General features: G+C 39.3%; 5 protein-coding genes. 1 reads left to right on the top strand and 4 read right to left on the bottom strand.

What is annotated here, in order from left to right:
- Window positions 1-155: 155 nt before the first annotated feature.
- From VIM94_RS07035 to VIM94_RS07025, 3 genes are read right to left on the bottom strand one after another with little or no spacing between them, the layout of a single operon-like run.
- Entirely contained in the window at window positions 156-1,184 is a 1,029-nt protein-coding gene (locus tag VIM94_RS07035; RefSeq protein ID WP_332038580.1) for an asparaginase, read from the bottom strand.
- Complete coding sequence (locus VIM94_RS07030; RefSeq protein ID WP_332038579.1) at window positions 1,168-2,310, bottom strand: 1-acyl-sn-glycerol-3-phosphate acyltransferase; 1,143 nt, start codon at window positions 2,308-2,310, stop codon at window positions 1,168-1,170. Before VIM94_RS07030 ends, VIM94_RS07035 begins: the two co-directional genes overlap by 17 nt.
- A 50-nt stretch (window positions 2,311-2,360) precedes the next feature.
- Window positions 2,361-3,128 (bottom strand): TatD family hydrolase, encoded by a 768-nt coding sequence (locus tag VIM94_RS07025; protein WP_332038578.1) that lies wholly within the window; start codon window positions 3,126-3,128, stop codon window positions 2,361-2,363.
- A gap of 51 nt (window positions 3,129-3,179) precedes the next feature.
- Between VIM94_RS07025 and VIM94_RS07020 the strand changes: the two genes are divergently transcribed.
- Complete coding sequence (locus VIM94_RS07020; RefSeq protein ID WP_332038577.1) at window positions 3,180-3,614, top strand: retropepsin-like aspartic protease; 435 nt, start codon at window positions 3,180-3,182, stop codon at window positions 3,612-3,614.
- Window positions 3,615-3,862: 248 nt separating this feature from the next.
- Here VIM94_RS07020 and odhB read toward each other — a convergent pair whose 3' ends face one another.
- Window positions 3,863-5,101, bottom strand: coding sequence for a 2-oxoglutarate dehydrogenase complex dihydrolipoyllysine-residue succinyltransferase (gene odhB, locus VIM94_RS07015; RefSeq protein WP_332038581.1), 1,239 nt, complete (start codon window positions 5,099-5,101; stop codon window positions 3,863-3,865).
- Between the last annotated feature and the right edge of the window lie 10 nt (window positions 5,102-5,111).

The following is a 5,111-nucleotide window of genomic DNA, read 5'->3' as shown; positions in this document are numbered from 1 at the left end:
AGGAAGGGATTCGAACCCTCGATACGCTTTTGGCGTATACACACTTTCCAGGCGTGCGCCTTCGACCACTCGGCCACCTCTCTTTCTTAACGTTTTCTAAACGGTGCGCCAAATAACAAAAAAAAATAAACTCAATCAAGTAGTTGGCGTTAATTTTATGACATTTCCCCTCGCAGAGAAGTTTCAAAGATAGTTTTAAAAACCTCAGGGCTTAAATCTTTTCCTAACAAATACATTAATTTGGCAACAGCAGCCTCGGTTGTAATATCTTTTCCAGACACTACGCCTATCTGTTTTAGCTTAACACTGGTTTCATATTGCCCCATATTTACACTCCCGGCTATACACTGGGTCACGTTTACCACACACAAGCCCTCAGCGATCTTTTCCTTTAAGATTCTAACAAACCAGGGAGCGCTGGGAGCATTCCCGCTTCCGTAGGTTTCCAAAACAACCCCTCTTAAATTTTCTTTCGATAAAATATGCCTGATAGTGCTCTCACTAATTCCCGGAAACATCTTCAAAATAAGAACATCATCATTAAAGCTGGTATGAAGTTTTGTAGGTTGCTTCCTGTTAGGCTTCCACAAAGCATTGTAATTTACAGAAAGATAAACGCCAGATTCAGCCAATGGAGGATGGTTCATTGAAGCAAAGGCCTGAAAATGCTCCGCATTAATCTTAGTGCTCCGGTTAGCGCGGTAAAGTTTATATTCAAAATAAAGTCCCACCTCACTAATTACCGGCCGATCATTCTTTTGCAGTCCCGCAATTTGTATACTGGTTATGAGATTTTCTTTGGCATCAGTCCTTAAATCCCCTATCGGAAGCTGAGATCCGGTAAAGATAACAGGCTTAGTAAGATTTTCGAACATAAAACTTAAGGCTGAAGCCGTATAAGCCATAGTATCACTTCCATGCAGAATCACAAAACCATCATATTTTTCAAAATTGGAATTAATGGTACCAGCAATCTGCACCCAGCCTTCCGGATCCATGTTTGAAGAATCTATAGGCTCGTCAAAACTTAAGGTATCAATATTATGCTCAAGAATCTTAAGCTCTGGAATATTCTGAAGCAATTCATCAAAATTAAAAGCCTTTAAGGCACCGGTATCATAATCTTTTATCATACCGATGGTTCCCCCGGTATAAATTAAGAGAATGTTAGCCTTTTTCTTCATAAAGCGCTTCTTTATTAACTACCGGATTGGCATACATTAATAGGTAACTATTTAATTCGAGCGCATTATTCATATCTATCCTTCGGGAAATTCTGCGTTCAAACTGCCGTTTTTCTTTTTCTGAATATTTATTGGAATAAGTATTGGAGTTATTCAAAAGATCACAGGCTATATAATTAGAGGGCCAAAGTTTATAATTTCGGTATATCGCTTCATCAATTTTTGTGGAAATAGCCTTTAACTGTTCGTTTACCGAAGCTGAATTTTTCTCTATACCATCAAAAACTTCATCTCCAAGAATTTCTCCGGCACCAATATGAATACGACCTTTATTGCCCAGGGCGCCCTGCATGATACTATTAAAATCTTCATTTGCAGATTTTACGTAGGTTTCCTGCATGCGTTTAGCCATAATTTCAGGCATTTTCAACCTGTCGGTAGGGTCAAATTCATACGAAATTGCAACCGGAACTATCTTTAGCTTTTTCAGGTACTCCGTAAGACTAAGCTCTCCTTTGGCCATTGCGATCATTTTTAAGACCCCTTGCTGGGTGTGATCACTTCCGTCCTTTGTGCGCCCTTCCCTTTGTGCCATCCAAACCGAACGGCCGTCCTCAAAAAGGAGATGCTTAATATAATTCGATAAATTTTGTGAACTTTTAAGCATTTCCCGGGGACTTAAGCCACGCTTAACCAAAAAATTCCTGTTAAGACGGGAAAGCAACATCAAAAAAGGCTTTTGAACAAGATTATCTCCTATCGCAGAGGCCGTCATCACCAAGTCGTTTTCATACAATACACTATTCAATAGAGAGGTATCCAGAACGATATCACGATGATTGGAGATATAAAAATAAGATTCATCCTTATTTAGCTTATCAAAGCCAGAATACGAAAGACCCTCAGTACTGCGCTCCAACACTTTTTGCACCGAATGGTAAATCACTTTGGTTTGAAACTCCCTGATGGAGGCACAGCCCAGAGTAATCTCTTCAATCTCGGCAAAACTCTTTTCAGGAAAAGTGAATTGTAGCAATGCCTTTATCATGGGGTGCTTAATATTCTCCTTTAAGGCCTGCTGCACCTCATCGTCGCGGTAAAATCTTATATCTTCAAAATCCTTCACAAAAAGTCTTGTTTTCTTAGCAAATGAACAAATTTAAATTTTATTACCCCTTAAATCTTAAAAATATCTTTGGAGTTTTGGGTAGTAATTGCTGCCACTTCCTCAAGCGGCAGTTCATATATTTCTGCAAGTTTTTCGGCTACCTTTCTTAAATATACGGGTTTATTGCGTTTTCCCCTAAATGGAACAGGTGCCAGGTAAGGCCCATCGGTTTCAAGAACGATTTCCTTAATTGGAATCTGCTTAAGAAATTTATCGATTTTTCCGTTTTTAAATGTAACTACCCCACCAATCCCAAGTTTCATATTATAAGACAAAGCCCGTTGGGCCTGTTCATAGGTTCCGGTAAAACAGTGAAAAATCCCAAATAAGTCTTCACTTTTTTCACTCTCTAAAACTTCAAAAATTTCATCAAAAGCCTCCCGACAATGAATAACTATAGGTAATTTGTATTTCTTTGCGAGCTGAATCTGTCTTCGAAAGGCCTTTATCTGGATGTCCAGTGTACTCTTGTCCCAGTACAAATCGATTCCTATTTCTCCCACTGCTACAAAGTTCCTTTCTGAAAACTGCTTTTCAACCAGGGCAAGTTCTTCTTCAAAATCATCCTTTACATGAGTTGGATGCAAGCCTGCCATTAAAAAAACATGCTCCGGATAATCTTTCTCCAGCCTGTACATAGCCGGAACATAGGCCGAGTCTATCGCAGGCAGGAAAAACCTGGTGATATTGTTTTCAAATGCTTCTTCAATAAGCGCCTTTTGGTCTTGCTGAAAATCTTCGCTGTATAAATGTATATGGGTATCGGTTAAAATCATAAATGCAAAATTAATTTATTTTGAAGACCTATCTTTGTCAAAAAACAAGGAATGTCATTTAAGAAATTGCTGAAAGAGAAAGGCTATAAACGCATCAAGCTAAACATCACCAAAACAAACCACCTTGAATTGGTGGCAAAAATAAACAATATTGAAGGAAATTTTATCCTGGACACCGGTGCATCCAGTACCTGCGTAGGAATGGAGGCTGTAGAACATTTTAAGCTTCTTGCTGAAGACAGCGATATCAAGGCTGCAGGAGCAGGAGCAACAAATATGCTCACCCAAATTGCACAAAAAAACAAGATTGAAATAAAGGGGTGGAAAAAGAAGAAAGTGGATCTGGTACTTTTTGATCTTCGCCATGTTAACGAAGCTCTTATCAATCACGACGCAGAAAAAGTGCACGGCATAATTGGCGCAGATATTTTAAGAAAAGGAAAAGCAATAATAGATTACAAGAACAAATCCCTATATCTCAAATAAATTAGGGGAAATTTCCCCTTGATGAAAAACAGCTTATAATCTAAATTTGGTTTTTAATGTTAGATGATGCCTGTTTTGTATAAAAATAAGACCCTTTCTGCAGTAATTTTTATAATCCTTGCGATAGCAATCATAGGGGTTTTATCTCTTAACATTGCATCCCTTGTATTATTTTAATTTGTTATTGGACTTAAAAAGGAGGCTCTAAGGCCTCCTTTTTTTGTTTATAGTAATTATAAAAAAACTTTCTAAAGTTCTAAAGCCCGCTTCACAGCATTATCCATCAATAGTTCTTCAGGATTTTCAAGAGCTTCTTTAATAGCGACCAGGAAACCAACAGACTCTTTCCCGTCTATAATTCTGTGATCATAAGACAAGGCCACATACATAATCGGCCTGATCTCAACGTGACCATCTACAGCTACCGGACGTTCTACAATATTATGCATCCCCAGAATAGCACTTTGAGGGGGGTTAATAATAGGGGTAGAAAGCATAGATCCAAATACCCCTCCATTAGTTATGGTAAAAGTTCCTCCGGTCATTTCATCAACCGTGATTTCACCGTCCCTTGCGCGTACAGCCAGACGTTTAACTTCTTCTTCCACACCTCTGAAACTAAGGTTTTCAGCATTTCTAATTACTGGAACCATTAATCCTTTTGGCCCAGATACGGCAATACTAATATCTTTGAAATCGTAATTTACCTGATAATCCCCATCTACCATCGAGTTTACATCAGGGTACATTTCCAGCGCCCGAACAACAGCCAAAGTAAAGAAGGACATAAACCCTAGGCTTACTCCATGTTTATCTTTGAACTCCTCTTTATATTTTTTGCGCAAAGCGAAAATAGGAGACATGTCTACCTCGTTAAAAGTAGTAAGCATCGCTGTTTCATTTTTTGCTGAAACAAGACGCTGAGCTACTTTACGTCTTAGCATAGACATTTTTTTACGCGACTCACCTCTTTTCCCAGGCCCAGGAGTTCCCATTGAAGCTTTTGCCTGAACGGCGTCTTCTTTGGTTACACGTCCATCTTTTCCACTTCCCTTTACAGATTTAGCCTCAATTCCTTTCTCATCAAGAATTTTCTTTGCAGCCGGGGAAGGACTACCTGTGGCATAAGTTTCTTTAGATTCTTCCTTATTCTCCTTCTCTTTAGGTTCTTCCTTAGCTTCAGGCTCTTCCTTCTCAGCTTTTTTCTCTTTTTTATCTTCAGATTTATCCTCGCCGCCACCGGGCTTTGGAGCATCGGTATCGATTAAACAAACCACCTCTCCTACTGCAACGGCATCCCCCTCTTCGGCTTTAAGGGTGATTACCCCACTAGCTTCCGCAGGTAATTCAAGAGTAGCTTTATCGCTATCAACCTCGGCGACCGCCTGATCTTTTTCAACGTAATCCCCGTCTTCAACAAGCCATTGGGCTATTTCTACTTCGGTTATTGATTCTCCCGGAGAAGGAACTTTCATTTCTAAGGCCATGTTCTTAATT

Origin of the sequence: Salegentibacter sp., assembly GCF_036568425.1 — a bacterium.
In the GTDB taxonomy this organism is placed as follows: Bacteria; Bacteroidota; Bacteroidia; order Flavobacteriales; family Flavobacteriaceae; genus Salegentibacter.
The sequence above is the reverse complement of the archived record's forward strand: the minus strand, read 5'-3'. Positions and strand labels throughout refer to the sequence as shown.